The organism is Streptomyces morookaense (assembly GCF_013030945.1).
Classification (GTDB): domain Bacteria; phylum Actinomycetota; class Actinomycetes; order Streptomycetales; family Streptomycetaceae; genus Streptomyces; species Streptomyces morookaensis.
The window spans coordinates 1-26,624 of sequence record NZ_JABBXF010000092.1 but is presented as its reverse complement, the minus strand read 5'-3'; the positions used below and the strand labels follow the sequence as shown (position 1 = coordinate 26,624).

At 71.3% G+C, this 26,624-nt stretch carries 24 protein-coding genes; 8 read left to right on the top strand and 16 right to left on the bottom strand.

Annotation, left to right across the window (positions count from 1 at the left end; translation table 11 throughout):
* Window positions 1-986 (bottom strand): serine/threonine-protein kinase (locus tag HG542_RS29685; protein ID WP_498063290.1); only part of this gene is annotated, 986 nt, incomplete at its 3' end.
* Window positions 987-1,158: 172 nt separating this feature from the next.
* Entirely contained in the window at window positions 1,159-1,962 is an 804-nt protein-coding gene (gene kbpA / locus HG542_RS29680) for an AfsK-binding protein KbpA (RefSeq protein ID WP_171086848.1), read from the bottom strand.
* Between the two features lie 309 nt (window positions 1,963-2,271).
* Between kbpA and HG542_RS29675 the strand changes: the two genes are divergently transcribed.
* Window positions 2,272-2,919, top strand: coding sequence for a TetR family transcriptional regulator (locus HG542_RS29675; RefSeq protein ID WP_171086846.1), 648 nt, complete (start codon window positions 2,272-2,274; stop codon window positions 2,917-2,919).
* Window positions 2,920-3,057: 138 nt separating this feature from the next.
* Here the strand turns inward: HG542_RS29675 and HG542_RS29670 are convergent, their stop codons facing one another.
* Window positions 3,058-3,558: a nitroreductase family deazaflavin-dependent oxidoreductase gene (locus HG542_RS29670; protein WP_171086844.1), complete on the bottom strand. Its 501-nt coding sequence runs from the start codon at window positions 3,556-3,558 to the stop codon at window positions 3,058-3,060.
* Window positions 3,558-4,760: an acyl-CoA dehydrogenase family protein gene (locus tag HG542_RS29665; RefSeq protein ID WP_171086843.1), complete on the bottom strand. Its 1,203-nt coding sequence runs from the start codon at window positions 4,758-4,760 to the stop codon at window positions 3,558-3,560. Before HG542_RS29665 ends, HG542_RS29670 begins: the two co-directional genes overlap by 1 nt.
* A gap of 89 nt (window positions 4,761-4,849) precedes the next feature.
* Here HG542_RS29665 and HG542_RS29660 point away from each other — a divergent pair, with 89 nt between their 5' ends.
* On the top strand, window positions 4,850-6,022 hold the full coding sequence (locus tag HG542_RS29660) for a thiolase C-terminal domain-containing protein (protein WP_171086841.1): 1,173 nt from the start codon (window positions 4,850-4,852) through the stop codon (window positions 6,020-6,022).
* Between the two features lie 46 nt (window positions 6,023-6,068).
* Window positions 6,069-6,773 carry a pyridoxine/pyridoxamine 5'-phosphate oxidase gene (locus tag HG542_RS29655; RefSeq protein WP_171086839.1) on the top strand — a complete coding sequence of 235 codons (705 nt, stop codon included), beginning with the start codon at window positions 6,069-6,071 and terminating at the stop codon, window positions 6,771-6,773.
* Here HG542_RS29655 and HG542_RS29650 read toward each other — a convergent pair.
* Complete coding sequence (locus tag HG542_RS29650; RefSeq protein ID WP_227725906.1) at window positions 6,751-7,350, bottom strand: GNAT family N-acetyltransferase; 600 nt, start codon at window positions 7,348-7,350, stop codon at window positions 6,751-6,753. The two genes, HG542_RS29655 and HG542_RS29650, sit on opposite strands and share 23 nt — an antisense overlap.
* A gap of 8 nt (window positions 7,351-7,358) precedes the next feature.
* The gene (locus HG542_RS29645; protein WP_308438034.1) at window positions 7,359-7,781 is read right to left on the bottom strand and encodes a Zn-ribbon domain-containing OB-fold protein; all 423 of its coding nucleotides are present in this window, start codon (window positions 7,779-7,781) and stop codon (window positions 7,359-7,361) included.
* Between the two features lie 115 nt (window positions 7,782-7,896).
* On the opposite strand from HG542_RS29645, the gene HG542_RS29640 reads away from it, so the two are divergent.
* The 3 genes from HG542_RS29640 to HG542_RS29630 all read left to right on the top strand — a co-directional run bounded on the left by HG542_RS29640 (window position 7,897) and on the right by HG542_RS29630 (window position 11,721).
* Window positions 7,897-10,119 carry an acetate--CoA ligase family protein gene (locus HG542_RS29640; RefSeq protein ID WP_171086835.1) on the top strand — a complete coding sequence of 741 codons (2,223 nt, stop codon included), beginning with the start codon at window positions 7,897-7,899 and terminating at the stop codon, window positions 10,117-10,119.
* Window positions 10,120-10,180: 61 nt separating this feature from the next.
* Window positions 10,181-11,020 (top strand): enoyl-CoA hydratase/isomerase family protein, encoded by an 840-nt coding sequence (locus tag HG542_RS29635; protein WP_171086833.1) that lies wholly within the window; start codon window positions 10,181-10,183, stop codon window positions 11,018-11,020.
* Window positions 11,021-11,076: 56 nt separating this feature from the next.
* Window positions 11,077-11,721, top strand: coding sequence for a flavin reductase family protein (locus HG542_RS29630; protein WP_229922481.1), 645 nt, complete (start codon window positions 11,077-11,079; stop codon window positions 11,719-11,721).
* A gap of 37 nt (window positions 11,722-11,758) precedes the next feature.
* On the opposite strand, the gene HG542_RS29625 is transcribed toward HG542_RS29630, so the two are convergent.
* The 5 genes from HG542_RS29625 to HG542_RS29605 all read right to left on the bottom strand — a co-directional run bounded on the left by HG542_RS29625 (window position 11,759) and on the right by HG542_RS29605 (window position 17,975).
* Window positions 11,759-12,889 (bottom strand): hypothetical protein, encoded by a 1,131-nt coding sequence (locus HG542_RS29625; protein WP_171086831.1) that lies wholly within the window; start codon window positions 12,887-12,889, stop codon window positions 11,759-11,761.
* A 344-nt stretch (window positions 12,890-13,233) separates the two neighbouring features.
* Window positions 13,234-14,307, bottom strand: a complete 1,074-nt coding sequence (locus HG542_RS29620) for a Zn-dependent alcohol dehydrogenase (RefSeq protein ID WP_171086829.1) — start codon at window positions 14,305-14,307, stop codon at window positions 13,234-13,236.
* Between the two features lie 42 nt (window positions 14,308-14,349).
* Window positions 14,350-15,834, bottom strand: coding sequence for an aldehyde dehydrogenase family protein (locus HG542_RS29615; protein ID WP_171086827.1), 1,485 nt, complete (start codon window positions 15,832-15,834; stop codon window positions 14,350-14,352).
* Entirely contained in the window at window positions 15,831-17,003 is a 1,173-nt protein-coding gene (locus HG542_RS29610) for an acyl-CoA dehydrogenase family protein (protein ID WP_171086825.1), read from the bottom strand. Before HG542_RS29610 ends, HG542_RS29615 begins: the two co-directional genes overlap by 4 nt.
* Window positions 17,004-17,063: 60 nt before the next feature.
* Entirely contained in the window at window positions 17,064-17,975 is a 912-nt protein-coding gene (locus tag HG542_RS29605; protein WP_171086823.1) for an SDR family NAD(P)-dependent oxidoreductase, read from the bottom strand.
* Window positions 17,976-18,058: 83 nt separating this feature from the next.
* Here HG542_RS29605 and HG542_RS29600 point away from each other — a divergent pair, with 83 nt between their 5' ends.
* Entirely contained in the window at window positions 18,059-18,985 is a 927-nt protein-coding gene (locus HG542_RS29600) for a cyclase family protein (protein WP_171086821.1), read from the top strand.
* Window positions 18,986-19,269: 284 nt separating this feature from the next.
* Here HG542_RS29600 and HG542_RS29595 read toward each other — a convergent pair whose 3' ends face one another.
* The 4 genes from HG542_RS29595 to HG542_RS29580 form a co-directional block, all read right to left on the bottom strand.
* Entirely contained in the window at window positions 19,270-19,749 is a 480-nt protein-coding gene (locus HG542_RS29595) for an ATP-binding protein (RefSeq protein ID WP_171086819.1), read from the bottom strand.
* 414 nt (window positions 19,750-20,163) lie between these two features.
* On the bottom strand, window positions 20,164-21,246 hold the full coding sequence (locus HG542_RS29590) for an acyl-CoA dehydrogenase family protein (protein ID WP_171086817.1): 1,083 nt from the start codon (window positions 21,244-21,246) through the stop codon (window positions 20,164-20,166).
* Window positions 21,247-21,254: 8 nt separating this feature from the next.
* The gene (locus tag HG542_RS29585) at window positions 21,255-22,424 is read right to left on the bottom strand and encodes an acyl-CoA dehydrogenase family protein (RefSeq protein ID WP_171086815.1); all 1,170 of its coding nucleotides are present in this window, start codon (window positions 22,422-22,424) and stop codon (window positions 21,255-21,257) included.
* A 6-nt stretch (window positions 22,425-22,430) separates the two neighbouring features.
* Window positions 22,431-23,684, bottom strand: a complete 1,254-nt coding sequence (locus HG542_RS29580; RefSeq protein WP_229922480.1) for an amidohydrolase family protein — start codon at window positions 23,682-23,684, stop codon at window positions 22,431-22,433.
* 185 nt (window positions 23,685-23,869) lie between these two features.
* Here HG542_RS29580 and HG542_RS29575 point away from each other — a divergent pair, with 185 nt between their 5' ends.
* Entirely contained in the window at window positions 23,870-25,468 is a 1,599-nt protein-coding gene (locus tag HG542_RS29575) for a class I adenylate-forming enzyme family protein (RefSeq protein ID WP_171086813.1), read from the top strand.
* Window positions 25,469-25,489: 21 nt separating this feature from the next.
* On the opposite strand, the gene HG542_RS29570 is transcribed toward HG542_RS29575, so the two are convergent.
* Window positions 25,490-26,624, bottom strand: a 1,135-nt coding sequence (locus HG542_RS29570) for a serine/threonine kinase C-terminal domain-containing protein (RefSeq protein WP_498063289.1), incomplete at its 5' end; no start/stop codon positions are given.

Sequence of the window (26,624 nt, the reverse complement as noted above, 5' to 3'; positions counted from 1 at the left end):
GGGGTGGGCGGCTGCGCGGGCCGCGGCGGCACGGCACGGCTGCGCCCTGTGCCGGCGGCGCCCGCGGCACCGCCGGAGGAGGCGCGCTGCCCGGCCCTGCGGCGCTCGATCAGGGACACGGCGTTGTCCGGCAGCCATGCCGACGCCGTGCCGCTGTCGTCGTCCCCGCCGGCGGCGAAGAGGTGCGGGGCGAGCTGCGCCTGCAGGTCCGCCGGGCTGGGCCGGTGTTCCGCGGCCATCTGCATGCAGGAGTCGATGAGCGGCCGCAGCTCATCGGGCAGGCCGCTGAGGTCGGGGCCTTCCCGCAGGAGCATGAAGACCGTCTCCACCGGGTTCGCGCCGTGGAAGGGCGCATGCCCGGTCGCTGCGAAGACGAGGGTGGAGCCGAGGGAGAAGACGTCGCTGGCGCCCGTCACGCTGCGTGAGTCCCGCGCCTGCTCCGGGGACATGTACGCGGGCGTGCCGACGGCGACGTTGGTCATGGTCAGCCGTGTGTTGGACACCCCCGACGCGATGCCGAAGTCGATGACGCGCGGCCCGTCCTCCACGACCAGCACGTTCGAGGGCTTGAGGTCGCGGTGCACGAGGCCCGCCCCGTGGATGGACTGCAGCGCCTCGGCGATGCCCGCGGCGAGCCACCGCACGGCCTGTGCCGGGAGCGGCCCGCACTCCGTGACGATCTCCTCGAGCGAGGGCGCGGGGACGTACGCGGTGGCCAGCCAGGGCACGGCGGCGCGCGGATCGGCGTCGACGACGGCGGCCGTGTAGAAGCCGCTCACCGCACGCGCCGCTTCCACCTCACGAGTGAAGCGGACGCGGAAGAGCTGGTCCTCCGCGAGCTCCGTGCGCACCGTCTTGATCGCCACTCGCCGGCCGGATGCCGAGCGGGCGAGATAGACCAGCCCCATGCCGCCCGCACCGAGCCGGCCCAGCACCTCGAACGGGCCGATCCGTCTCGGGTCGTGCTGCGTCAGCTGCTCCACCACTGGCCTGCCACCTCCCCGTCGGGGCCCGGAAGGGTTTCCGGCCCCGCTGCAGCGTCTCACCGCGAATTATCCCGGGGAACGCACCCCGATTCTTCCTGGACCGGCCCGTGGTTGCGAACCCGGGTCGGGCTTCGTCGTGTCTCCGTCACATCCGGAACCGCGCGTCCCGCGGTCATTCCCTCCGTGCCTGTGCGGGATCGATGACGGCGAAGTCGGCCCCCTGGTCGTCGGCCAGCACCGCGAAGCGCCCGTAGGGGGTGTCCCGGGGCTCGCGCAGGACGCGGCCGCCGAGCCGGACGGCGGTGGCGGCCGCGCCGTCGCAACCGTCGACGACGAGGTAGACGAGGAAGTGGGCGGGCATCTCCTGCGGGAAACCCTCGCTCATGACGAGCCGGCCGCCGACCGCGTGCTCCGGCGTGGCGGGCTTTCCGGCGGGGGTCCAGACGGCGAACTCGACGCCTGCCTCCTCGCTCAGGTCGTCGGTGGCGAACCCGAAGACCTGCTCGTAGAAGGCGTCGACGGCTTTGGCGTCGCGCGTGTAGACCTCGGTCCAGCCGTACGAGCCGGGCTCGCCCCGCTCCTCGAAGCCGCCGTGGCTGCCGGCCTGCCAGACGCCGAAGACGGCGCCGCCGGGATCCGCGGCCGTCAGCATCGTCCCGTACTCGCCGACGGTCATGGGGCCCACGACGACCTGTCCGCCCGCGGCATGGATCCTGCGCGCGGTGGCCGCGGCGTCGGACGAGGCGAAGTACACGGTCCAGGCGGTCGGCATCCGGCCGTCGGGCTTGGGCGCCAGCGCCGCGACATTCCTTCCGCGGTGGAACGCCTGGGTGTAGTACCCGTACTCGGGGTCGCCGTCCTCAAAGGTCCAGTCGAGGAGTTCGCCGTAGAAGCGCTTTCCGGCGGCGAGATCGGGCAGCATGACATCCGCCCAGCACGGCATGCCTTCCGTGAATCCGTCCGTGGCTGCGCTCATGGGCCCGGCTCCTTCTGGGTGTGCTGCATCCGCCTGCGCGGGGTGCCCCGCCGCAGGTTGTGCCCAGCTGTCACGGTATCGGCGGAGGGCCGTTCTCGCTCGGGCTGTGGATAACCGGGGAATGGACGGGTGACGCAGTTGTCCACAGCTTGTCGATAGGACAATTCACCGGTACGGGCCAATCCGCTTCAGTCGTCTCCATACCCCTTCACACCCCTTCTGACCTGCCGATACACACCATCACGCACCCCCGCCCCCATTTGCATGCGGCCGAATCGCGCTCCGATCACCCCTCGGTAAGCTGACGGCATGACAGGACAAGTACGCACCGTCGACGGCCGGGTGGCCGGCCGGCGAGGCCAGGCGACGCGGCAGAAGCTGCTCGACTGCCTCGGCGAAATGCTCAGCTCCTCGCCCTACCGCGACGTCAAGGTCATCGATGTCGCCCGCCGGGCCGGCACCTCCCCGGCGACCTTCTACCAGTACTTCCCCGACGTCGAGGGCGCCGTCCTCGAAATCGCCGAGGAAATGGCGAAGGAGGGCGCCAGCCTCACCCAACTCGTCGCCGGACGCTCCTGGGTGGGCAAGTCCGGCTGGCAGGCGGCCGAGGAACTGGTGGACGGATTCCTCGGGTTCTGGCGCAAACACGATGCGATTCTGCGCGTCGTCGACCTGGGCGCGGCCGAGGGCGACAAGCGGTTCTACAAGATCCGCATGAAGATCCTCAACGCGGTCACCAACTCCCTGACGGATTCGGTCAAGGAGCTCCAGTCCAAGGGCAAGGTGGACAAGGACGTCAGCCCGGCGGCGGTCGCGGGCTCGCTCGTCGCCATGCTCGCCGCGGTGGCCTCCCACCAGAAGGGCTTCCAGAGCTGGGGCGTCAAACAGGCCGAGCTCAAGCCGAATCTCGCCCTGCTCGTCCATCTGGGCATCACAGGCAAGAAGCCGACGAAGTAGGCGCGTTGCAGGCCGCCTCGCCGGCCTGTCCGCTCACATCTTTCGCGTGCGTCTCTCGCACGTCCTGTCATCGCGACGGCGGGCCGCCCGGGTACGACCCCGGGCGGCCCGCCGCGTCGCACGCACGGCGGCCGTGACTCACCGGCCCGGCGCCTGCCGCCGCTCCAGCCGGAAAAGTCTGATCTCCCGTTCCACGCGCGCCTGATAACGCCCGTACGGCGGCCAGAATCTCAGCAGGGCCGCCCAGACCGCCTCCCGTTCCGCTCCCCGCAGCAGCCGTGCGCGCACGGGGATGTCCCGCCCTTTCCAGCTGATCTCCGCGTCCGGATGGGCCAGCAGGTTCGCCGACCAGGCGGGGTGACCGGGGCGGCCGAAGTTGCTGCCGACGAGTACCCAGCCCTCGTCCGTACCGTCACGGCCGCTGTCCGGCATGCAGGCGAGCGGTGTCCGCCGTCGTTGCCCTGTCTTCGCCCCTGTCGACGTCAGGACGAGCCCCGGGAGCAACTTCGTGCTCAGCAGCAGCCGTCCGCCCGTCAGACGGTGCACCGCGCGGTCCAGAGCCGGCACGCAGTGCGGTGCGATTCGCGCGAACGAGCGGGTGGAGGAGACCTTCTGCACCAGGCGTTCGACTACAGGCATCACAGCACCACCGCTTCCCTGGCCTCCGAAACGTCAAACAGACCGGCCAGTTCGGCCGCATGAGCCCTCAACCGGTGCACGGGGCCGAACAGCAGCTCGTCGGAAGCCGCTCGTTTGAAGTACAGCTGCACATCGTGTTCCCACGTCACCCCGATACCTCCGTGCAGTTGGACGGCCTCGCCCGCCACCCGCCACTGGGTTTCCAGGGCCTGGGCGAGCGCGAGTGCCCCGACGGCCCGCCCACGTGCTGTACCGGCCGCAGCCCAGGCGGCGTAGTACACGGCCGAACGTGCGGCCTGGACGGTCACATGGAGGTCCGCCAGCCGGTGCTTGACGGCCTGGAACGATCCGATCGGTCTGCCGAACTGTTCGCGTACGCGCGCGTACTCCACGGTCTTCTCCAGGGCCCGCTCAGCGGCACCTGATGCTTCTGCGGCCAGTACGGGAGCCGCGCTGCCACCGAGCACGGCGAGGGCCGTCGACGCCTCGCCGGTACCGAGCAGTTCCGCCTCGGTGTCCCGCAGCTCGATACGGGCCTGCGGCCGCGTCTCGTCCAGCGCTGTCAGACGCGTACGGGTCACTGCGTGCGCACTGTCCGGCCGTACGATGAACAGGCAGGTACGGCTACGGGCGTAACCGCCGGTGTGCGCGGCGACGAGCAGCAGCCCCGCGCTGTGGCCGTCGAGCACCTGCCCGGCCTCCCCGTACAGCCGCCAGCCGTCGGCGGTGCGCCGCGCCTGTATCCCTCCGGCTCTCCCGCCCCCGGACCAGGTGCCGTCGGCCGGTCCCGCGAGGCCGAGCGCCGTCGTGAGGGTGGCACCGGGCAGGACGAGTGCTCCCGTGAGCTCGCCGGAGGCCAGCCGAGGCAGCAGCTGCGCACGCTGCTGCGGCGTGCCCAGCGCGGTGACCAGCGGCACGGTCAGCACTGCCGTGGACAGGAGAGGAGACGGGAGCAGCGCCCTGCCCGCCTCCGCGGCGGCCAGGGCGAGTTCGAGGGTCCCGCAGCCCGCGCCTCCGTATCGCTGTTCCACTGCCAGACCCGCCAGGCCCGGGGACGAGCCGAGCAGCCGCCAGAGCCCGGCGTCGTACCCGGCCGGGGTGCGGACCACGGCGCGGACCTGCTCGGAGGAGGCATGTTTCTGTAGCAACTCCCGCAGAGTGCTGCGCATTTGCTGCTGCTCATGAGTCAGCCGGGCATCCATCACGGACTCCCCTCACCGGATCCGACGGCGGGCATTATGGCGAGGGGAAGCCCACTTTCCCAGTGCCGACCTGATGTACCGTCAGATTTATGTCTTCAGGCCGACGCAAGGTCGCCGTCGTCGGAGTCGCGCTTTCGGACTGCGGCCGTCTCGACACCGTCACGCCCTACGCCCTGCACGCCCAGGCCGCACGGCACGCCCTCGCCGACTCCGGTCTCGACAGGAACGTCGTCGACGGCTTCGCCTCCGCCGGTCTCGGCACGCTCGCGCCCGTCGACGTCGCGGAGTATCTGGGACTGCGGCCCACTTGGGTGGACTCGACCTCCGTGGGCGGCAGCACGTGGGAGGTGATGGCCGCCCACGCGGCGGACGCCATCGCAGCAGGCCACGCGAACGCCGTCCTCCTCGCTTACGGCTCCACGGCACGCGCCGACATCAAGGCCGGGCGACGCACCGCCACCCTCGCCTTCGGCGCTCGCGGGCCCGCACAGTTCGAGGCACCGTACGGTCACACGATCGTCGCCAAGTACGCCATGGCGGCACGACGTCACATGCACCAGTACGGCACAACCGTGCAGCAGTTGGCCGACATCGCCGTTCAAACCCGCGCCAACGCAGCCTGCAATCCGCACGCCCTCCACCGCGCTCCGATCACCATCGACGACGTCCTCAACAGCCCACTGATCGCTGACCCGTTCACGAAACTGCACTGCTGCATACGGTCGGACGGCGGCTGCGCCGTGCTGCTGGCCGCCGAGGAGTACGTACCGGACACGGTGAAGCCGCCGGTGTGGGTGCTGGGCACCGGCACAGCGGTGTCGCACATGACGATGTCGGAGTGGGAGGACTTCACCGTCTCCCCCGCAGCGGTCTCCGGACGGACGGCCTTCGAGCAGGCGGGCGTGACCCCACAGGAGATCGACGTTGCCGAACTGTACGACGCCTTCACGTACATGACGCTCGTGACGCTGGAGGACCTCGGCTTCTGCCCGAAGGGCGAGGGCGGCGCGTTCGCCGCGGGCGGCAGGCTGACGACCGGTGGTGCACTGCCGGTCAACACCGACGGCGGAGGGCTGTCCGCCTGCCATCCGGGGATGCGGGGCCTGTTCCTCATCGTCGAGGCGGTGCGTCAGCTGCGCGGTGAAGCGGAGGACGGCCGCCAGGTCCGCAGGAGCGGCGGACGGCTGCCGCAGCTCGCCGTGGCGTCGGGCACGGGCGGCTGGTTCTGCTCGTCCGGGACAGTGGTCCTCGGGCGCGGCTGACCGGCCTGACACTCGACCTGCCCACCGCCTGCTGTTGGATGGGCACATGAGCAACGGGCCGGACGACGACAGGCAGCAGGGACAGGACGAGCGGCAGGACGCCTTCCGTCGCCTTCTGCGCTCCCTTCCCGTGTGGGACACCGAGCTGCCGCATTTCGACCCGGCCACGGCACCGGACGACCCGCTGCCGCTCTTCCAGCAGTGGCTGTCCGAAGCGGCCCGGGCGGGCAGCATCGAGCCGCACACCATGAGCCTGGCCACCGCCGATGCCTCCGGGCGCCCGTCCGTGCGGACGGTGATGCTGCACGACGCCGACGAGCGCGGCTGGCACTTCGCCACCCACCGCACCAGCCGCAAGGGCCGAGAGCTGGCGGCACGCCCCGAGGCGGCCCTGGCCTTCTACTGGCCCGCAGTCGGCCGGCAGGTGCGCGTCCAGGGCACGGTGACGGCTGCGGACGCGGCGGAGAGCCGCGCGGACCTGGGCAAGCGGTCGCCCGGCGCGCTGGCCGCCGCTCTGGTCGGGCACCAGAGCGAGGAGCTGCCCTCGTACGCGGAACTGGAACGGGCCTCGGACGCGGCCCGGGAGCGGGCACACCGCGAGCCGGACGCTCCGGTGGACAGCTGGACGCTGTACGTCCTCTCCGCCGACGAGGTCGAGTTCTTCCAGGGTGACGCCCGGCGCCGACACGTACGCCTCGTCTACCGCCGTACGGACACGGGGGCCTGGACTACCCGGCTGCTGTGGCCGTGAGGTCGGGCGCCGGGTCGGTGGCGAGCCGGGCATGGAGGTGCACGTCCCACATCCGGCCGTCGACACCGGGCAGCGCACCGCGCATCGTGCCCTCGTAGGCATACGCACAGTGCCCGGCGACGCGGCAGGAGGCACGGTTGGGCAGGACATGGCCCAACTCGACCCGGTGCAGCCCGAGCTCGCCCCGGAACGCCCAGCGCGTGACGGTCTCCAGGGCGCGGGAGGCATAACCGCGGCCCCGGTGCTCGGGCAGCACCCAGTACGCGACGCGGGCGGACCGCAGCATCGGGTCGATCATCGCGAGCCCCACATGACCCACGACGCCGCGGAACCCGTCCTCCTCCGTGGTGATCGCGAACGAGGCCTGGTCCCCCATCCGCCAGCCGGCCGCACGTCGTTCGAGGAATTCGCGTGCCCCCTCCTCGTCCGGAGCGGGGACGGTGACGGCGTTCCAGCGACGGAAGTCGGGGTCCGATATGCCGCGCAGCACCGCATCGAGATCCCGTGCCTCCCAGGGGCGCAGCAGCAGGTCGTACTCACCGAGCCAGACCGGATCCAGTGCCGTGGGTTCCATCATGTGTACATTCAACACGCCCGGAACACCGGTACCGCCAGGGCGATTTCCGGTTCCTGGCGGAAGTCGACGGTGAGCTCCATCCCCACGTGGAGCGAGCCCGCCGGGCAGCCGGCCACCTCGGCCGTCATGCGCGGCCCCTCGACGAGGGACACGACGGCGGGGACGTAGGGCAGCCGGGAGCCGAAGGGCTGCAGGTCGTTGACGTGCACGACGGACCAGGTGTAGAGCGTTGCGCGGCCGCAGGCCTCCTCCCAGTGGACGTCGTCGCTCCAGCAGTACGGGCAGAACTCCCGCGGGTAGTGATGCGCCCTGCCGCAGTCGGCGGCGCGGCAGCGGCGGACCAGCAACCGCCCTTCTCCGGCGGCCTCCCAGTAGGTCCGGGTGAAGTCGTCGGCCTCCGGGACATCGGCGCGCGGCAGTCGTCCTTCCACGTCCGGCCTCCCCTTCACGGGCCGTTCGCGGACGGCCCATTCCTGACGCCTCATCAGATCTGTAGCCTGACTAGGCGTCAGCTTATCGGCCAACGAGCAGGAGTGGGCGAGAACGATGCTCGGATCGACTCATGGCACCCTCACCACCACCTCCCGCCCGGCCCGCGTGGCAGCCTGCGGCGAGCACCCCGGACCGGCCGTCCACGGCACCGCCGACGAGCAGGAGACGGATGTCAGCGGCCGCCCTCTGCACGCCGAAGTCCCGGATATGGAAAGGCTCTTCCGGCCCCGCACCGTGGCCGTCATCGGCGCTTCGGACGCCGAAGGCAGGCCCGGCAGGACCGTCACCGCACAGCTGATCGACTGGGCCGGGCGCGTCGACGCCCGTATCCACCTCGTGCACCCCACGCGCACCACCGTCTTCGGCCTCCCCTGCCACCGTTCCGTCCGGGACCTGCCCGAACCTGTCGACGTCGCCGCCGTACTCGTGGGCGACCCCCTTCCCTGCGTCCGCGAACTCGCCGACCAGAAAGCCGGTTTCGCCGTCGTCTTCGCCTCCGGCTTCGCCGAGGCGGGCACCGAAGGAGCCGCGGCCCAGGCCCGGCTCGCGGCCGCCGTCCGCGGGACAGGCACCCGGCTCCTCGGCCCCAACACCAATCTCAACGCCTTCGAGCGCTTCCGCGACGACCTGGACGGACCGGCCATCGCCCTGATCACCCAGTCAGGCCACCAGGGCCGTCCCGTCTTCGCCCTGCAGGAGCTGGGTATCCGGCTCTCGCACTGGGCCCCGACCGGCAACGAGGCGGACCTGGAGTGCTCCGACTTCATCTCCTGGTTCGCCGGCCGGCCCGAGACCGGCGCCATCGCCGCCTATGTGGAAGGGATCAAGGACGGCCGCTCCTTTCTCCTCGCTGCCGACCGGGCGGCCCGCCGCAAGGTGCCGGTCGTCGCCGTCAAGGTCGGCCGGACGGAGACCGGCGCCCGCACCGCCGCCTCCCACACCGGCAAGCTGACCGGGGCGGACGACGTGGTGGACGCGGCCATGCGGCAGTTCGGCGTGATCCGCGTCGACGGGCTGGACGAGCTCCAGGACACCGCGGCACTCCTCGCCCGCGCCCGGCCGCCACGGGCCCGCGGGGTGGCCGTGTATGCGATCTCGGGCGGCACGGGTGCCCACTTCGCGGACCTCGCCACCGCCGCCGGCCTCGACCTGCCCGTGCTGTCCTCCGCCAAGCAGGACGAACTGCACCAGTGGATACCCGCGGACCTGAGCGTGGCCAACCCCGTCGACTGCGGCGGCCACCCTGTGGGCGACGCGCGCGGCCGCAGGATCATCGACGCGCTGCTCGCCGATCCGTCCGTCGGCGTCCTCGTCTGCCCCATCACCGGCCCGTTCCCTCCCCTCAGCGACCGGCTCGCGCAGGACCTCGTCGACGCCGCGGAGGAGACGGACAAGCCGGTCTGCGTGGTGTGGGGATCCCCCGTCGGCACGGAGGACGCCTACCGCACCACTCTCCTCGGCTCCCCGCGCGTCTCCACCTTCCGCACCTTCTCGAACTGCATCACCGCCGTCCGCGCCTACCTCGGCCATCACCGCTTCACCACCGGTTACCGCTCCCCCTTCGACGACGCCCCGCGCGTCCCCTCTCCCTCCGCGGGCAAGGCCCGGGCCCTCCTGCGCCCGGGGGAGCAGCTCAGCGAGCACGCGGCGAAGCAGCTCCTGCGGGCATACGGCATACGCGTCCCCCGCGAACACCTGGTGACCAGCGCTGCGGCGGCCGTCCGCGCAGCGGGCCAGATCGGCTACCCCGTCGTCATGAAGGCGTCGGCCCCGCAGCTCGCCCACAAGTCGGAGCTCGGCCTGGTCAGGATCGGCCTGACCTCCGCGAGCCAGGTCCGCGACACCTATCGCGAACTCACCGACATCGCCCGCTTCGAGGGCCTCCCGCTGGACGGCATCCTCGTCTGCCAGATGATCGGACGCGGCATCGAGACGGCCGTCGGCATCACGCACGACCGGGTCTTCGGCCCCACCGTGACCGTGGGTCTGGGCGGCGTGCTGATCGAGGTTCTGGACGACACCGCCGTGCGCATCCCGCCCTTCGGCGAGGGCGACGCCCGCGCGATGATCGGCGAACTCCGCGGGCGGGCCCTGCTGGACGGCGTCCGGGGACGCCCGCCCGCCGACACGGACGCCCTCGTCGAGACCGTTCTGCGCGTCCAGCGCATGGCACTGGAAGTCGGCGACGGCATCGCCGAGTTGGACATCAACCCGCTCGTGGTACTCGACCGCGGCCAGGGCGCGGTGGCCCTCGACGCGCTGGCCCTCTGCCGCTGACGCGGCATGCACACCCCCGAACGGACCGTGCACGACCGCTCGCAGGACAAGGAGCTCCCCCATGGTCCTCTCCCCCCGTGAAGGGCCCCCCGGCCCCTCTGTATCGGATGAGTCATTGGTACTGCACCCCACTGACAACGGCGTTGCCCGGATCACCCTCAACCGCCCGCACACTCTCAACGCCATCACCCCTGACCTGCGGGAACAGTTGATTTCACATCTCGCCCGAGCCTCCGCCGAACCGACCCTGGGAGCCGTGGTGATCACCGGTGCCGGCCGCGGATTCTGCTCCGGCGCCGACCTCCGTTCCGGAGGTGCAACCGCCCCTTCCGAACGCATTCCAGGCGATGTCGCCCGTACCATCCGCCAGGGGGCACAGCGGCTGATCGCGGCGGTCCTCGACTGCGAGAAGCCTGTGATCGCCGCCGTGAACGGCGTCGCCGCGGGCCTCGGCGTCCATCTCGCGCTGGCCTGCGATCTCGTCCTGGCCGCCGAATCCGCCCGGTTCACCGAGGCGTTCGTCCACCGCGGTCTGGTTCCGGACGGCGGCGGGGCCTACCTCCTCCCACGGCTGGTGGGGCTGCAGAGGGCGAAGGCGCTGATGTTCTTCGGCGACACGTTGTCCGCCATCGAAGCGGAACGACTCGGTCTGGTGAATCGTGTGGTGCCCGACGGAGAACTGGCCGACACGGCCGAGGCGTGGGCCGAGCGGCTCGCCGCCGGGCCGACCCGGGCCCTCGCCCTGACGAAGCACCTGGTCAACTCCTCGCTCGACACCGACCGCAGCACCGCCTTCGCCGCCGAGGCAGCAGCCCAGGAGATCAATGCGACGACGGCGGACGCGGCCGAAGGCGTCCGCGCCTTCGCCGAACGCCGCCCTCCCGTCTACCGGGGGCGGTGACGAGGCGTGCGGCGAGAGGGCTTCCGATCTGATGCGACGTCACTTTCAATGGCTGCATGATGGGACACGCGGGGATGGCCGCAGCCGCCGTGCGCCACTTGCGCCGGAAGGGGGCACCGGCATCCGTGACACCGCCGGTCGACCCGCTTCCCCGGCCGGAGCTCCGGGCCGTGCGGGCGGACGAACCACCTCCGCCGCACCCCGCCGAACTCCGGCGCGTACTCGGCCACTTCGCCTCCGGGGTCACCGTGATCGCCGCACCGGGCACGGAGGGCGAACCGCCCGCCGGCTTCGCCTGCCAGTCCTTCGCCTCACTGTCCCTCGACCCGCCGCTCGTCGTGTTCATGGTGGCCCGGACCTCCGCGTCCTGGCCCCGCATCGCCCGCGCGGGAGTCTTCTGCGCCAGCATCCTCGGCGCGGGGCAGGAAGCGCTGTGCCGTGGTTTCGCGGTCAGCAGCGTGCAGAACGCCGACAAGTTCGCCGGGGTGCCCCACGAGCCCGCCCCCGTCACCGGCTCGCCGAGGCTCGCGGGCGTACCGGCCTGGGTCGACTGCTCGGTCCACGCGGTGCACACCGGCGGCGACCATCTCGTGGTCGTGGGGCGCGTCGAGGCCCTGGGCGCGGACGAGAGCGCCGCGGGCGCCGGGCCGTTGATCTTCCACCGGGGCGCGTTCGGAACACTGCGCGCCACCGGCTGCTGAAACAGCGCGGGAGAGGCGGACGCGGCGCCCCCTCCCGCTACTTCTCGCCCTTCACGCCGGGGTGCTCGTCCCCACCGCGGTGGTCGCTCCCTTCCCGCTGCACGCTTCCGACGCTCCGCTCGACTGCATCGTGATGCTTGTTACGGTGCCGGTTCTTGCCGCCGTGCCCACCCTTGGCGACCTTGGTCAGCACATACTTCTTGCCCGAGCCCGGCTTGCCGATCTCGTGGAAGATCCGGGGCTCCTTCTCCGTACCGGTGAGGCTCCAGTCGCGGGCCAGTTCGCAGCTGCCGATCCGCATGGAGACGCCCTGGACCGGCCCCTTGTCCGGCAAGGGCGTCCACGTTCCGGAGCCGTCGCAGTCCTTCGGCCTGTCCTTGCCCGTGCCGTCCCACACGTAGTTGTCGAGGCCCTGGGCGACCAGGGCGCCGTGCGACTCGAGCCTGACCGTGCCGCCGCGGCCGTCCGTCCAGGTACCGGCAAGGTCCGACGTGGAGAGCCTGGGCGGCTCGTACACGTTGACCAGACCGGTCCCGTAGACCGTCGCACCCACCGCTCCGACGGCCAGCCACGCGATCGCACCGTTGCGGGTGACCTTCCGGGCCACGCTTCCGGCCCGGTTCTCACGAATCCGGCGGGCGGCCACTCCGGCAACCAGTGCGGCGGGCAACAGGACCGCTGTGAGGGACGACCACCACAGCAGGTACGCGAGCGGATGGGCCGGCGAAAGACTGCCGAGGGCGGCGATGCCACCGAACACGGCCACCGCACAGGCGGCGACCACCGGTACGGCCCCCACCGTCCACTTCCACCCGTCGGGACCGCCCCGGCGCTCGGCCGCCCGACGGGCGAGCGCCAGTGCAGGCATCACGGCGGCTGCCGTGACGAATCCGCTGAGCAGAACGACGAGCAGCAGAGCACCGAGAGACACGGCGACGGCCAGGAGGACTCCACTGGGCAGTCCGTCGTGTTCGCGGGAGAGCAGGACGAGCACACCGACCGTCGCGGCGACCACGGACTCCGCACAGAGCGCGGCCATCGACGCGCAGAACGCCGCGCCGAAGCCGTCCGGGTGCGCCACCTGCGGCACGGGCGCACAGGTCGTCTCGGGGGCGACGTCCCCTGTCGCCTCGTCGGATATGGCGTGCGGCTCAGCCTGCTGTGTCATGTCGCCCCTCTCTCCAAGAAAGATTCCCCCAGAGGCCGAGAGGTTCCGCTGAGGGGTCGTTCCGAGACCGTGCCCGGCCGCCGACCGGGCGACCATTCTTGGCGAATGGTCCTGATTCATCCGAGGCGGGCCGTACCAGCCGACCGCAAGCTCAGACAGCAGCCGCAGCAAGCCTGCTGTGCGAGACGGCGCAGCGGGGATCGCATGCGGGGTGCCGGTGGTAGGACGCAGCAGGTCGCCGGAACGTTGTCAGAACGGCCTGATGAGTCGGGGATGAGGACAGCAGGGCGACAGGGAAGACGCGGGGCATGAGACTGGGCGCGTCATTCAGCGATACAGGCGCGTCATTCCCGGAAGGACAGCACCGCCCGTGTCACCGCTCCGCGACGCACGTCCTCCGCCGCTTGACCGAACTCCTCCACCGGATAGACGGCGGACACCAGCTCGTCCAGCAGGAGCCGTCCTTCGCCGTACCAGCGGGCGTACAGCGCTATGTCGTGCTGTGGCCGTGACGAACCGTAGCGGCAGCCGAGGATCGACTTGTCGAGGTACATCGCCGAGACGGGGAACGACGCCTCCGCACCGGAGGCCGGGACCCCGAGCAGCACCGCCTGCCCGTGCCGGTCGAGGAGGTCGATCGCCTGCCGTACGAGCCGGGTGTCGCCGACGCACTCGAAGGCGTGGTCGGCACCGCCGGGAAGGATCTCCCGAACTGCAGCAGAGGTGTCGGGAACGGCGGATGCGTCGACGAAGTGCGTCGCCCCGAACTGCCGGGCCGCCGACCCCTTCGCCGCGTTGGCGTCGACGGCGACGACGGGCGAGGCTCCGGCGATGCGGGCTCCTTGCAGGACGTTGAGCCCGATGCCGCCCGCCCCGATGACGACCACGGAGTCGCCCGGCCCGACCCGGGCGCGCCGGAGTGCTGCGCCCACTCCCGTGAGCACCGCGCAGCCCATGACCGCGGCCGAGGTCATGGGCATGTCGGCCGGGATCCTGACGGCCTGGACCCCCTTGACCACCGTGTGCTCCGCGAAGACAGAACTCGAGGCGAACTGGAACAGCCGCTCGCCAGGCCGGGAGAAGAGGCGGCTCGGCCTGCCGATGGAGGCACGGCACATGGTGGGCCGGCCTCGGTCGCAGTCGGGGCAAGTGCCGCAGTTGGCCAGTGTGGACAGTGCGACGTGATCGCCAGGAGCGACATGAGTGACGCCTGCTCCGACCGATTCGACGACCCCCGCGCCCTCGTGCCCCAGCACGACGGGGACGGGATACGGAATCACCCCGTCGACGACCGACAGGTCGCTGTGACACAGGCCTGCCGCGGCCACGGAGACGAGGACCTCGCCCGGTCCGGGCAGGCGGACCTGCAGGTCGTCGACCGTCCGTACCTGCTTCCCGTCGAAGATGACACCTCTCATACCCGGCTGTCCTCTCGTCCTCGCGGGTTGGCGGCGGCGGTCTCAGGAGGACCAGACGACCGATTGGAGTTCGCTGTACGCGTGCAGCCCAAAAGAGCCCCCGTCCCGGCCGATGCCGCTCTCCTTGAAGCCGCCGAACGGGGTCTCGGGGTGCCGCTGGGCCGTGTTGATGGCTACGTTGCCGCTGGTCAGCCGGGCGGCGAGGGCCCACGCGCGGGCGGTGTCGGAGCCGAAGACGTAGTCGTGGAGCCCGTACGGGGTGCCATTGGCGATGTGTACCGCTTCGTCCTCGTCGTCGAAGGGGAGGGCGACGACGACGGGCCCGAAGATCTCCTCGCGGGCCACGGCCATGTCCGGAGTGGCGTCGGCGATGAGGGTGGGCCCCACGTAGAAGCCGGGTCGCAGGTCGGGGCGGGTGCCGCCGACGACGATCCGGGCTCCCTGGGCCCGCGCGCCGGCGATGTACGCCTCGACGCGGTCCCGCTGGGCGGCGGAGATCAACGGACCCACGACGGTGGAGTTATCCACAGGGCTTCCCACCGTCAGTGACTCAGCGTAACGTTGGAGACCGGCGACGACCCGTTCGTACAACGCCCGTTGGACGAGCACGCGGGCCGGTGCCGTGCAGATCTGCCCGCTGTGGAAGGACCAGACCGAACCGACCGCCCCGATCGCCGACCTGAGCACCGCTCCGTCGGCATCCCCCAGGACGATGGCCGCGCCCTTGCCGCCCAGCTCCATCAAGGTGCGCTTCATCGACCTCCCCGCGGCCTCGGCGATCTTCTTCCCCACGGCGGTGGAACCGGTGAAGCTGACCATGCCGACGCCGGGATGGGCCACCAGCGCCTCACCGGCGGCGGGCCCCGAACCGGTCACCACGTTGAACGCACCGTCCGGGAGGCCGGCCTCCCGGAGGAGCGGGCCCAGGAGCAGACAGCACAGGGGGTCCTGCGGCGCCGGCTTGGCCACGACCGTATTGCCCATGGCCAGGGCAGGGGCGACCTTGCCCGCGAGATTGACGACCGGGAAGTTGTAGGAGGTGATGCAGCCGATCACGCCCACGGGGCGGCGCACGGCCACGGCGCCCAGCAGGCCGCCGGGGGCGAGCGGGCTCGCCGCGACGGGCCGGGGCGCGAGGGGGACGGTGTCCGGCTCCAGGGCGCCTCGCGCATAGCGCCGGAAACGCTCGGCCGCCGTGGGCAGTTGCATGGCCGAGGTGACGCGCAGGGTCGCGCCCGTCTCGGCCTGGAGGAGGGGGACGAGCTCCTCCTTGTGTTCGAGGATCAGTTCCGCCATCCGGTCGAGTACGGCTGCGCGTTCCCGCGGAGCCGTACGGGACCAGCCGTCCTGAGCGGCCTGTGCGGCGGTCACGGCATCGGCGACTTCGGCGGGAGCCGCCTCCGGGGCCTCCCCGACGACCTCTTCGGTCGCCGGATTGACAACTGGATAGTGCCCTTTTTCCGGCGTGCACCACGTGCCGCCGATCCAGTGCCCGTAGGCGGTTGCCGCCGGTGTCGCCGGTGTCATGGACGGGGCTCCTTCGGCAGGCCGAGCACGCGCTCGGCGATGACGGTGCGCTGGATCTCGTCCGAACCGCCGTAGATGGTGTCGGCACGGCTGAAGAGGAACTGGCCCTGGAGGTCGTCCAGTTCATAGGGGCGTGCGGCATCCCAGTCGCGCGGTCCCAGGACGGCGGCCGCACCGCGCACCTGCAGCGCCAGCTCGCCCAGCCGCCGGTGCCAGCCGCCCCAGAGCAGCTTGGCGACTGCACCCGCCCCGGGGTCGTCCCCCGCGCCGAGGTTCCGCAGGGCGTTCCAGCGCATGCTCTGCAGCTCGGCCCACTGCCGTACGAGCCGGTCGCGCATGACCGGTTCCGCTGCGGCGCCCGTCTCCCGCGCGAGGCCGACGACGCGGGCCAGTTCGGCAGCGAAGCCGATCTGCTGGGCGAGGGTGGCCACTCCGCGCTCCCGGGCGAGCAGGCTCATCGCGACCCGCCATCCGTTGCCCTCACCACCGACGAGATGCTCGGCGCGGGCCTCGGCGCCGTCGAAGAACACCTCGTTGAATCCGGCGTCCCCCGACATCTGTCGGATCGGGCGGACGGTGATCCGGCCCGGCTGATCCATGGGGACGAGCAGCAGGGAGAGCCCGTGATGGCGCCGCGATCCTCCGGTGCTGCGGGCGAGGACGAAGCACCAGTCGGCCTCGCGGGCGAGGGAGGTCCAGATCTTCTGGCCGGTGATCCGATAGGTGCGGCCGCCGTCGGCGCGGACGGCGGCGGTCCGGACGGCGGCGAGGTCGGACCCGGCACCCGGTTCGCTGTACCCCTGGCACCAGAGCTCCTCGCCGCGGGCGATGGCGGGGAGGAAGCGGGCGCGCTGGTCGGCGTCGCCGTGGGCGAGGAGGGTGGGGGCCAGCAGGTTCTCGCCCATGTGACCGAGGCGTGCGGGCGCCTGGGCGCGCGCGTACTCCTCGGCCCAGACGATCTGTCCGGCCGGTGTGGCGGACCGGTTGCCGAAGGTTCCGTGCGTGCGGTCCCAGCCGAGGCCGATCCAGCCGCCGGTACCGAGTTCACGTTCCCAGGCACGGCCGCCGGCCCGGGAGCGCGCCCCGGTCACCCCGGTGAGGTGCTCGGCCAGCCAGGCCCGCGCCTCCTCCCGGAGCTCCTCGTCCTGCGGCCCGAAGGCGAAGTCCATGCCGTCTCCCTTCGATGCGGCCCAGGGGAACCGCGGGGCTCGTTAACCGGCCCATATGGCCTAGGCGTTGGGCCGATCACCCGCCTCAGCCGCCTTGACCATGGCCTGCAGCCGGTCCAGCAGCGGCATCGGATCGGTGCCGACCGTCCCCGGGAGGAGGTCGGCGATCTTCTCGGGGCTCCAGCCACCCTCGGCATAGGCGGCGCGCAGTTCGCGGGGCTGCGCCCATACAGCGATCTTGGGTCCGGCCACGGTGTACACCTGCCCGGTGATTCCCTCGGCCCGGGCACGGTCGCTGAGCAGGTAGACGACGAGTGCGGCCACGTCCTCCGGTTCACCGATCTCCGTCAGCTCCATCGGCACCTTGACGGACATCCGCGTACGGGCCACGGGGGCAACGCAGTTCGCGGTCACTCCGTACTTGTGGAGACCCAGGGCGGCGCTGCGCACGAGGGAGATCACACCGCCTTTGGCGGAGGCGTAGTTGGCCTGGGCGACGCTGCCCTGGTGGCTGCCGCTCGTGAAGCCGATGAGGGTCCCGCTCCTTTGCCGCCGCATGGCGGCCGAGGCGGCCCGGAAGACGGTGAACGTACCCTTGAGATGAGTGGCGATGACGGGGTCCCACTCCTCTTCCGTCATATTGAAGAGCATGCGTTCGCGCAGGATTCCGGCGACGCACACGGCACCGTCGATGCGTCCGTAGCGGGCAAGAGCGGTGTCGGCGATCCGCTGTCCGCCGGCCATGGTCGAGATGTCGTCCGTGACGGCCACGGCCTCGCCGCCTGCTGCTTCGATCTCCTTGGCCACGGCGGCGGCGACCTCGCCGGTGGGTCCTTCGCCGTCGACGGTCACCCCGTAGTCGTTGACGACGACGCGTGCCCCCTCGGCTGCGCAGGCCAGGGCCACGGCCCGGCCGATCCCCCGGCCGGCACCGGTGACGGCGACCACCTTGCCTGCCAAGAAGTTCCCCACGGTGCGCCCCTTCCCGCAGCTTCTGACGGACCGTTAGATTCTGGATAGAGCGGCCTGGGAAGACAAGAGCCGGGAGGGAACCCATGGCGCTGCCGCCCGAGTTCCACGAAATCGCCGAACGGGTCAACAACTGGGGGCGCTGGGGGGCGGACGACGAGATCGGAACGCTCAACCTCATCACCGACGATGTCGTGCGCAGAGCCGTCGCGACCGTGACCAGCGGCCGCCGGATCCCGCTGGCGCTGCCCCTGCAGCAGGACGGCGTGCAGACGGGCCTCATTCCCGGCAGGGTCAATCCGCTGCACACCATGACGTCCGTCAACGCGGAACTCTTCGGTCCGGGAACAGTCGCCACCAGCGACGACGTGGTGACCATGGGCCTGCAGGCGGCCACCCACTGGGACGGGCTGGCCCACGTCTCCCACGGCGGCCGGCTCTACAACGGCCGCCCGGCGGACTCCGTCACCGCCCACGGCCGTGCGGCCTTCAGCGGCATCGAGAAGGCCGGGGCCGTCCTCTCCCGCGGCGTGCTGCTCGACGTCGCCCGCACCAAGGGGGTGGAACGCCTCGACGGCGGCCATGCCATCACCCCGGAAGACCTCGATGCGGCCGAGGAACTGGCGGGCACCACGGTCGGGGAGGGCGACATCGTCCTCGTACGGACCGGCCAGGTGCAGCACTACCTGCAGGGCAACAAAGAGGCGTACGGCTTCCCTTCACCCGGGCTCTCGGTCCGCACTCCCGAGTGGTTCCACGCCCGCAATGTCGCCGCGGTCGCCAACGACACGCTCACGTTCGAGATCGTCCCACCGGAGATCGAGAACCTCTGGCTGCCCGTACACGCCCTGCACCTGGTGGAGATGGGAATGCCGCAGGGCCAGAACTGGAACCTGGAAGAGCTCTCCGTCGCATGTGCCGACGAGCGGCGCCACATCTTCCTGCTGTCGGCCGCACCGGAACCGTTTGTCGGGGGAACAGGGGCCCCGGTCGCCCCGGTCGCCGTGCTCTGAGAACCGACGGGACGTCGGCTGCGCAGGCCGTGGAACGCCACGCTGCAGAGGATGTCCACATCATGGGCGGACGGCGGCGTACAGATGCACACCCCGAGCACGGCACCGCACGCCGCCACCCAGCCTCCGGCGCCTCAGCCCTGTCGTCGCGCCGGGCCGCGACCCGTACTCGCCAAGGCAACCCTGGACCTCCGGGCCTCTCGACGTCCCCTCGCAACGAATCGCTGCATCCAAGGGTGATCACGTGAATACTTCACGTCAACACCTGGTCTGGACTTTGTCGACTACGCCCGATTTGTCGCGGCGTGTTGTGGCTCGAAAGCACCAGTCCACAGCGATCCCCTGCGGTCGACCTCGCACCAGATGCGCTTCCCCGCACCTTCCGGCTGCCAGCCCCAGCGGTCGGCGAGACCATCGACGAGCTCCAGGCCTCTCCCGCCCGTGTCGTCACCCCGGGCACAGCGCCGACGCGGCGGCCGGGCGCTGTTGTCGGTCACCTCGACACGGACGGTTCCCGGACAAACCCCGGGCGCCGTCCCCACGGAGGCACCCGCACCGGGAAAGAGCATCCGCAGAACGGCCGGACAGCCCGTGTGCACCACGGCGTTGGTGACGAGCTCCGAGATCAGCAGGATCAGCGTCTCCGCGAGCGGCTCGTCGACCCCTATGCCGGATCCGGCGAGGCGCGACCTCGCCCACCTGCGAGCCCGCCCCACTTCCGCGGGATCGGCCCGGACTTCCATCTGCATCTGAAGCACCTGCACCGCTCACACCACCCGAACCGGCGGACACAACACCTCGCGCCTCCCAAGGGTCACGGAACGTGATGCCCTTCTGAGACAGCTTGGTTGACGTTCAGTTACCTCAACAAGCGCTTCAGGCATATTCCGGCGCAAAGGAGTATGCGCCGCCCGCGCTGTGCGACCTGCGCCGCGAGGCTTCGAACACCGGGGAGTCGAGCCCCCCGGACACGTGCGAGCTGGGCACATGGCGACATCCGACATCGTCCGACCGGCCACGCCTTGATGGTTGCACCCTTGAACCACTCGCATCCATGGGAGATTACCCGAGGCCCGACCCGACTGCGCACCGTGACGAGTTACACGCGGAACACAACTCGATATCAACACAGCGTGATCTTTTTTCCGTGGCAAGGCAGGCATTTCACCGCCCCCTGGTTACGCAGCGCCATACCCGTCTCCCGCCAACAGCCCTGCGGCCAACTCCTCCTCGGCGGCCGCCGGGGTCCGCCACTGTTCGCGCCTGAGCCACGCCCTCTTGAGGTGCAGGTGGACGTCCGCGTCCCAGGTGAATCCCATACCGCCGTGTACTTGCAAGCAGTCCCGCGCATTGCGGACAGCCGCTTCGTCGGCGAGCAGCTTCGCCCCCGCGATATCGCAGCCCGCCATGGTCAGCGACGCTGCATACACGCCACTGCGTGCGATTTCCGCACGTACGAGCATGCGGGCACAGAGGTGTTGCACGGCCTGGAAGGATCCGATGGGGCGGCCGAACTGCCTGCGGGTCCCGGCATGGAGGACGGCCATGTCGAGCGTGCGCAGAGCGCTGCCGAGTTGCTGGGCCGCAGTCAGGAGGGTGGCCTCGGAGCGCAGACGCCCCCCATCTCCCCCTGCCGTCAGGTGCGTTAGCGCAGGAGACGGCAACTCCTGCACCGCATACAGCGGCGTCAACGGGTCGACCGACTGCACAGGCCGGGCATCCAGAACACGTGGACCGGTGCCGCCGTCCGTCGCCATCACCCGGGCACCCGCGCCGTCGAGAAGCAGCACGGAGTCCGCCGCACCGAGGTGTTCGGCCATCCCGGGACCGGTCAGGGCCGTCACCACTCGGGTGCCCTCGGCCGCCCCGGGCACCAGACCGGCCGCGAGGTGGGTGGCGACCAGCGGTCCGGGCACCAGGGCCCGCCCCGCCTCCTCGAAAAGGAGCACCGCCTCCGGCATCCCCAGACCCACGCCGCCGTCCCTCTCCGGCAGCCGCAGGGAGAAGAAGCCCGCCTCACCCAACTCCCGCCACAGCGCACAGCCGACGTCCCACCCAGTGCTCGCCCCCCGGAAGTCCTGTGACCCCTGCACGACCTGCCGATCGCCCTGCCGATCGCCCTGCCGCCCGCCCCGCTGAACGCCCCGCAGTTCCTGCGCATCCACCACCTCCCGTAGCCGCTCGCGAGGGAAGCACCGCTCCAGGAGCTGCCGCATGCCTGCCTGCAGGGCCAGTTGGTCGTCGTCCAGCCGGAAATCCATGGAAGCCGTCACCGTCCGCCGGGGAGGCCGAGGATGCGCTCGGCGATGATGTTCTGCTGAATCTGGGAGGTACCGGCGGCAATCGTGTACGACAGCGAGGAGAGGCGCTGGGCGGTCCACTCCTCCGCGGCATCCAGCGAGGCGGGGCCGAGGACCTCGGCGGCCGTGTCGTACAGCTCCTGGCGGGCCTGGGAGTAGCGCAGTTTGAACACCGAGCCGCCGGTGCCCGGCACTCCGCTCCCGCCGTTGCGCAGCGCATGCCCTGCTGCGCTCACGTTCCACTGCACCAGTCGCCACAGTGCAGTGAACTCGGCGCTGAGCCGCCCGAGTCGGCGGCGCAGCACGGGGTCGTCCCAGCGGCCGTTCTCCTTGGCCTTGACGGCCAGCCGGGCCAGGGTGCGGCGGCAGGCGACGACCTCGCCCGCGAAGGCGGTGCCGCGTTCGAAGGAGAGGGTGACCATGGTGACGCGCCAGCCGTCGTTCTCGGCTCCGACGCGGTACGAGAGCGGCACCCGCACCTCGTCCAGGTGCACCTCGGCGAACTCGGCGGATCCGGCAAGGGTGCGCAGCGGCCGGACCGTGACGCCCGGGGCGTCCATCGGCAGGGCGAGCCAGGAGATCCCGCGGTGCCGGGGGGCCGAGCCGTCGGTGCGCACGAGCAGTTCGCACCAGTCGGCGACCTCGGCGTGAGAGGTCCAGATCTTGCTGCCGGTGACGACGTACGCATCACCGTCCCGGGTCGCGCGGGTGCGCAGGGAGGCGAGGTCGGAGCCTGCCTCGGGCTCGGAGAAGCCCTGGCACCACACCTCCTCGCCCCGCAGGATCGGCGGCAGCCAGCGGGCGCGCTGGGCGGCTGTCCCTTCGGCGGCGATGGTGGGGCCGGCGTGCAGCAGGCCGACGAAGTTGGCGCCTACGTACGGCGCTCCCGCCAGTTCGGTCTCCTCCAGGAAGATCAAGTGCTGGGCGGGTGTGGCGCCCTGGCCACCGGCGTCGGCGGGCCAGTGCAGTCCGGCGTATCCGGCGTCGTACAGGGCCCGCTGCCAGGAGCAGTCGTAGGCGCGCCGGGCGGGCCAGTCGGCCGGGGACGGTGCGGGGGGCAGCCGGGGCAGGGCGTCGGCGAGCCAGGCGCGCAGCCGTTGCCGGAAGTCCTCTTCCTCCTCGGTACAGGTGAGGTCCATGGGAGGTCACCTGCCGGGCGGAACAATGGGGGCGGACGGGTTGGGCAGGGCGGCCGGGACGGAGGTGCCGGCGGGGTCGAGGTCCAGGCCCAGCATCCGGATGGCGTTGCCCCGCATGAGTTTGCGGACGGTCTCGTCGTCCAGGCCCTTCACATGGTCGAGGGCGACTTCCTTGGTGTGGGGGAAGGTCGAATCCACGTGGGGGTAGTCGGTCTCGAAGGTGGCGTTGTCGCGGCCGACCGCGTCGAGCGAGGCGATGCCGTGTTTGTCGCGGAAGAAGCAGCAGTGGATCTGCCGGTAGTAGTAGGTGGAGGGGGGCTCGGGGACCAGGTCGCGCACGCCGCCCCACGCGCGGTGCTCCCGCCACACGTCGTCCGCACGCTCCAGGGCGTAGGGAATCCACCCCATCTGCCCTTCGGCGTAGGCCAGTTTGAGCCGGGGGAAGCGGACGAGGACTCCGCTGAAGAGGTAGTCCGTCATCGAGGCCATGGCGTTGTTGAAGGACAGCGAAGCCTGGACGGCCGGGGGCGCGTCGGGTGATGCGGCGGGCATCTGCGAGGAGGAGCCGATGTGCATGCAGACGACGGTGCCGGTCTCCTGGCACTCGGCGAAGAAGGGGTCCCAGTACCCGGTGTGGATGCTGGGGAGTCCGAGGTACGGGGGGATCTCGCTGAAGGTCACGGCCCGGACGCCGCGGGCGGCGTTGCGCCGGATCTCGGCGACGGCCAGGTCCACGTCCCAGAGCGGGATCAGGCACAGCGGGATCAGCCGGCCGCCGCTGTCACCGCACCACTCCTCCACCATCCAGTCGTTGTAGGCACGCACGCAGGCGAGTGCGACCTCCTTGTCGTGCGCCTCGGCGAAGGTCTGGCCGCAGAAGCGGGGGAAGGTGGGGAAGCACAGGGACGCCTCGACATGGTTGACGTCCATGTCCTTCAGCCGTTCCGCCGGGTCCCAGCAGCCGGGGCGCATCTCCCGGCGGGTGATGCCCTCCAGGGTCATCTCGTCGCGGTCGAAGCCGACGGCCGCGATGTTGCGCTTGTACGGGAACTGCAGGTCCTCGTAGATCCACCAGTCGGCGGGCGGCCCGGCGGGGTCCATGGTGATGCGGTACTTCCCGCCCACGTAGCACAGTTCGCCGATCCCGGCGGTCAGCGGGCGGGGGCCGCGGTCACGGTACTTGGCGGGCAGCCAGGTGTCGAAGAGGTGGGCTGGCTCGATCACATGGTCGTCGACGCTGATGATGCGCGGAAGATCCATGGCGTCTTCTCCCTCGCCGGACAAGGGGGCCGGGGCCGAGGTCGGCCCGAGAGTGATCTGACGGTACGTCAGATCCTGCAAACGCCAGTCAGGCTAGCCCCCGCCCCCTGGACCCACAAGGCGCGCCCGCCTACGCTCCCCCTCTACCTGACGCCCAGTCAGTCACGCAGTCACGGAGGGCCGCCATGCAGTCGCCCGGCACCGCCCAAAGCCTCGCCACGTCATGCACCTTGTGGGAGCTGCTCGACCGCCGCGCCGCCCTCACCCCGGACGCCCCGGCGCTCCTGCAGGACGAGTCCCCGGCCCCGGCGGATGCGCCAGGGACCGCCCGCCGGCTGACCTTCGGCGGCCTGCGTGCCCGCAGCGAGCGCGTCGCCTCCTGGCTGTACGAGCTCGGCGTGCGGCCGGGGAGCTGCGTCGCCTGGCAGCTGCCCACGCGCATCGAGACGGTCGTCCTGTCCTTCGCCCTGGCCCGCCTGGGTGCCGTCCAGACGCCGCTCGTCCCCGCCTGCCGCGACCGCGAGGCCGGACATGCGCTGCGCGCCACCGGCGCCGAGTTCTTCGCCGTGCCGGGCACCTGGCGCGGCCACGACCACACCGCCATGGCCCGCCGCCTGGCCCTCACCCTGCCGGTGCCGCCGCTGGTGTTCACCGCGTACGCGCACCTCCCCGAGGCCGACCCCGCAACGCTGCCGCCACCGCCCGCCGACGGCACGGCCGTCCGCTGGGTCCACTGGACCTCCGGCACCACCTCGGACCCCAAGGGCGTGCTGCACAGCGACCGTTCCCTCATCGCCGCCGGGGCCTGCCTCGCCGACGCGCTCCGCCTCACCTCCCACGACGTCGGCTCCATGGCCTTCCCCTACGCGCACGTCGCCGGGCCCGACTACACGGTGATGCTGCTCCTGCGCGGCTGCCCCGCCCTTCTCCTGGAGCACTTCTCCCTGCCCGGTGCGCTCCCCTCCTACCGCCGTCACGGCGTCACCGTCGCCGGAGGTTCCACCGCCTTCTACACGATGTTCCTCGCCGAACAGCGCAAGGCCCCTGCCCGCCCCCTCATCCCCACGCTGCGCCTGATGGCGGGCGGCGGCGCCCCCAGACCGCCCGCGCTCCACGGCGAGGTCACCCGCGAGCTGGGATGCCAGCTGGTGCACGGGTACGGCATGACCGAAGCACCCATGATCACCATGGGAGTTCCGGGCGAGGACACGGACAAGCAGCTGGCCACCACCGAGGGGCGGCCGCCCGCGGGCATGGAGGTCCGGGTGACGGACCCGGACGGCCGACCGCTGCCACGGGGAACGGACGGGGAGATCCGGCTGCGCGGAGAGGCCGTCTGCAAGGGCTATCTCGATCCGGCCCAGACCGCCGAGGCGTTCGACGCGGACGGATTCCTGAGGACCGGGGACCTCGGACATCTCACCGGTGACGGTCATCTCGTCCTCACCGGGCGCCTCAAGGACGTCATCATCCGCAAGGGCGAGAACATCTCCGCCCAGGAGGTCGAACAGCTCCTCCTCACGCACCCGGGCATCGACGACGTCGCCGTCATCGGCCTGCCCGACGCCGCGCGCGGGGAGCGCGTCTGCGCCGTCGTCCAACAGCGCCCGGGCGCTGCCCCGTTGAGCCTCCCCGACGTCGCAGGGCATCTCCGCGGGGCGGGGCTTGCGCTCCACAAGGTTCCCGAGCAGCTGGAGCTCGTCCCGGAGCTTCCCCGCAACGACACGCTCCGCAAGGTGCTCAAGCACCGGCTGCGCGAGCGCTACGCGGATCCGCAGCCGTGAACATGAACAGACGCCTGCGTCTCAGCCGTCGGTCCGGTATGTGGCGCTGGCCTGGTCGAAGAAAGTGTCCACCGAACGCTGCCGGTCCGCGGGGCCGATCACCTGGAGGAGGTGGTAGCGGCCCTTGAGGAGCATGGCCGCGTTGCGGACGTACAGCGGGCGGCCGCTGCTGTCGTTCCAGGTGAAGGTGCCCTCCGCCGTCGTCGTCCCGCCGACGTCGGTACGGCGCAGCCCCGAGGCGCCGGACCAGGAGGAGGAGCGGTAGGGCGCGAGTTCGGGTTCCTTGTCCGCCTGGTAGGCCATCGGGTCGGTGCCGACGTCGGCAGCCTTGTCCCGCCCGGGCACCACGATCAGCTCGTAGGCGCCGCCGGCGTAGACGACCTGACCGCGGTCGTTGTCGCCGACGCGCTGCCAGTCCTTGGCGACGGCGACGGAGAAGCCCTTGGGGTCCTCGCGCACGGAGAAACCCTGGGCGAGGTCGCCGGGGGCGGTCGTCCCGTCCTCCCGGGAGCCCGGGGCCGAGGCCTGGCCCAACCGGCCTGCGCCGCCCGCACCTTGGGGGACGGTGCCGACGGATCCGGCGGCGCCGGTGCGGTCCGTGGCGGTGCTGCCCGTCGTCTCCTCGGCGCGCGGCATGAACAGCAGCGCGTACAGCACCGCGCCGAGCAGGGCGAGCAGGACCGCGCCGACCAGCAGACGTCCCAGGCGGTGCGGGGAACGGGTGGCAGCGGGCACCCGCTGTTCCTGCAGGTGCTTCTTGTGCCGTCCGTGCGCCGCCGCCTCGGCGGTGGCCATGCGGGCGCCCCTGCGGCGGACGAGCTCGCCGCGCCGGCGGACGACCGGCAGCCGGACCGCCCCGCGGCCCAGGGTGAGGGGGCGCTCGCCGGAGGTCAGCATGCCGATGGACGGCACGGTGACCGTGCGGCTGCCGATGTCCGGTTCCGGGGCCGAGCGGATCAACGAGCGCAGCCAGCCGCGGAGTTCCTCGAACTCCGGGCGCTCGGCCGGATCCTTGCGCATCAGCGACTCGACGACCGGGCGCAGCGCACCGCATTCCTCGGCGTAGGCGGGCGGCTCGGTGCAGACGGCCTGCAGCAGCTCCGCCGTGCCCTCCTCCGGGTAGGGCGCGTGCCCCTGGACGACGCGGAAGAGCAGC

Coding starts and splice junctions, on each gene's coding strand:
- kbpA (WP_171086848.1), bottom strand. CDS start 1,962: ATGAGCGCAGCCACGGACGGATTCACGGAAGGCATGCCGTGCTGGGCG.
- HG542_RS29675 (WP_171086846.1), top strand. CDS start 2,272: ATGACAGGACAAGTACGCACCGTCGACGGCCGGGTGGCCGGCCGGCGA.
- HG542_RS29670 (WP_171086844.1), bottom strand. CDS start 3,558: ATGCCTGTAGTCGAACGCCTGGTGCAGAAGGTCTCCTCCACCCGCTCG.
- HG542_RS29665 (WP_171086843.1), bottom strand. CDS start 4,760: ATGGATGCCCGGCTGACTCATGAGCAGCAGCAAATGCGCAGCACTCTG.
- HG542_RS29660 (WP_171086841.1), top strand. CDS start 4,850: ATGTCTTCAGGCCGACGCAAGGTCGCCGTCGTCGGAGTCGCGCTTTCG.
- HG542_RS29655 (WP_171086839.1), top strand. CDS start 6,069: ATGAGCAACGGGCCGGACGACGACAGGCAGCAGGGACAGGACGAGCGG.
- HG542_RS29650 (WP_227725906.1), bottom strand. CDS start 7,350: ATGATGGAACCCACGGCACTGGATCCGGTCTGGCTCGGTGAGTACGAC.
- HG542_RS29640 (WP_171086835.1), top strand. CDS start 7,897: ATGCTCGGATCGACTCATGGCACCCTCACCACCACCTCCCGCCCGGCC.
- HG542_RS29635 (WP_171086833.1), top strand. CDS start 10,181: ATGGTCCTCTCCCCCCGTGAAGGGCCCCCCGGCCCCTCTGTATCGGAT.
- HG542_RS29630 (WP_229922481.1), top strand. CDS start 11,077: ATGATGGGACACGCGGGGATGGCCGCAGCCGCCGTGCGCCACTTGCGC.
- HG542_RS29625 (WP_171086831.1), bottom strand. CDS start 12,889: ATGACACAGCAGGCTGAGCCGCACGCCATATCCGACGAGGCGACAGGG.
- HG542_RS29620 (WP_171086829.1), bottom strand. CDS start 14,307: ATGAGAGGTGTCATCTTCGACGGGAAGCAGGTACGGACGGTCGACGAC.
- HG542_RS29615 (WP_171086827.1), bottom strand. CDS start 15,834: ATGACACCGGCGACACCGGCGGCAACCGCCTACGGGCACTGGATCGGC.
- HG542_RS29610 (WP_171086825.1), bottom strand. CDS start 17,003: ATGGACTTCGCCTTCGGGCCGCAGGACGAGGAGCTCCGGGAGGAGGCG.
- HG542_RS29600 (WP_171086821.1), top strand. CDS start 18,059: ATGGCGCTGCCGCCCGAGTTCCACGAAATCGCCGAACGGGTCAACAAC.
- HG542_RS29590 (WP_171086817.1), bottom strand. CDS start 21,246: ATGGATTTCCGGCTGGACGACGACCAACTGGCCCTGCAGGCAGGCATG.
- HG542_RS29585 (WP_171086815.1), bottom strand. CDS start 22,424: ATGGACCTCACCTGTACCGAGGAGGAAGAGGACTTCCGGCAACGGCTG.
- HG542_RS29580 (WP_229922480.1), bottom strand. CDS start 23,684: ATGGATCTTCCGCGCATCATCAGCGTCGACGACCATGTGATCGAGCCA.
- HG542_RS29575 (WP_171086813.1), top strand. CDS start 23,870: ATGCAGTCGCCCGGCACCGCCCAAAGCCTCGCCACGTCATGCACCTTG.